Source organism: Burkholderia sp. BCC0044 (assembly GCF_902832955.1).
In the GTDB taxonomy this organism is placed as follows: Bacteria; Pseudomonadota; Gammaproteobacteria; order Burkholderiales; family Burkholderiaceae; genus Burkholderia.
The window spans coordinates 1-1,183 of the sequence record NZ_CADFDO010000016.1; the positions used below are offsets into that span (position 1 = coordinate 1).

Sequence of the window (1,183 nt, forward strand, 5' to 3'; positions counted from 1 at the left end):
CTTACTCGATGATCTTGGCGACGACGCCGGCGCCGACCGTACGGCCGCCTTCGCGGATTGCGAAGCGCAGACCTTCTTCCATCGCGATCGGAGCGATCAGCTTCACCGTGATCGACACGTTGTCGCCCGGCATCACCATTTCCTTGTCCTTCGGCAGCTCGATCGAGCCCGTCACGTCCGTCGTACGGAAGTAGAACTGCGGACGGTAGTTGTTGAAGAACGGCGTGTGACGGCCGCCTTCGTCCTTGCTCAGCACGTACACTTCAGCCGTGAAGTGCGTGTGCGGCGTGATCGAACCCGGCTTCGCCAGAACCTGGCCACGCTCCACGTCTTCACGCTTCGTGCCGCGCAGCAGGATACCCACGTTGTCGCCTGCCTGACCTTGGTCCAGCAGCTTGCGGAACATTTCAACGCCCGTGCAGGTCGTCTTCACCGTCGGCTTGATACCGACGATTTCGATTTCCTCGCCGACCTTCACGATGCCGCGCTCGACACGACCCGTCACCACCGTACCGCGGCCCGAGATCGAGAACACGTCTTCCACCGGCATCAGGAACGCGCCGTCAACTGCACGCTCCGGCGTCGGGATGTACGTGTCCAGCGCGTCGGCCAGGCTCATGATCGCCACTTCGCCCAGCTCGCCCGTGTCGCCTTCCAGCGCCAGCTTTGCCGAACCCTTCACGATCGGCGTGTCGTCGCCCGGGAAGTCGTACTTCGACAGGAGTTCGCGAACTTCCATCTCGACCAGCTCGAGCAGTTCTGCGTCGTCCACCATGTCGCACTTGTTCAGGAACACGATGATGTACGGAACGCCAACCTGACGGGCCAGCAGGATGTGCTCGCGCGTTTGCGGCATCGGGCCGTCTGCTGCCGAGCAAACCAGGATCGCGCCGTCCATCTGCGCTGCGCCCGTGATCATGTTCTTCACATAGTCAGCGTGGCCCGGGCAGTCGACGTGTGCGTAGTGGCGGTTAGCCGTTTCGTACTCGACGTGCGCCGTGTTGATCGTGATGCCGCGCGCCTTTTCTTCCGGTGCCGCGTCGATCTGGTCGTATGCCTTCGCTTCGCCGCCGAACTTCTTCGTCAGAACCGTCGTGATCGCTGCCGTCAGCGTCGTCTTGCCGTGGTCAACGTGACCAATCGTACCAACGTTCACGTGCGGCTTGGTCCGCTCAAATTTACC

At 62.0% G+C, this 1,183-nt stretch carries 1 protein-coding gene; it reads right to left on the reverse strand.

Annotated features, from left to right (window positions below):
• Nucleotide 1 precedes the first annotated feature (1 nt).
• A partial coding sequence (tuf, locus tag HWX14_RS36240) for an elongation factor Tu (RefSeq protein ID WP_027805213.1) occupies nucleotides 2–1,183 on the reverse strand: 1,182 nt, incomplete at its 5' end.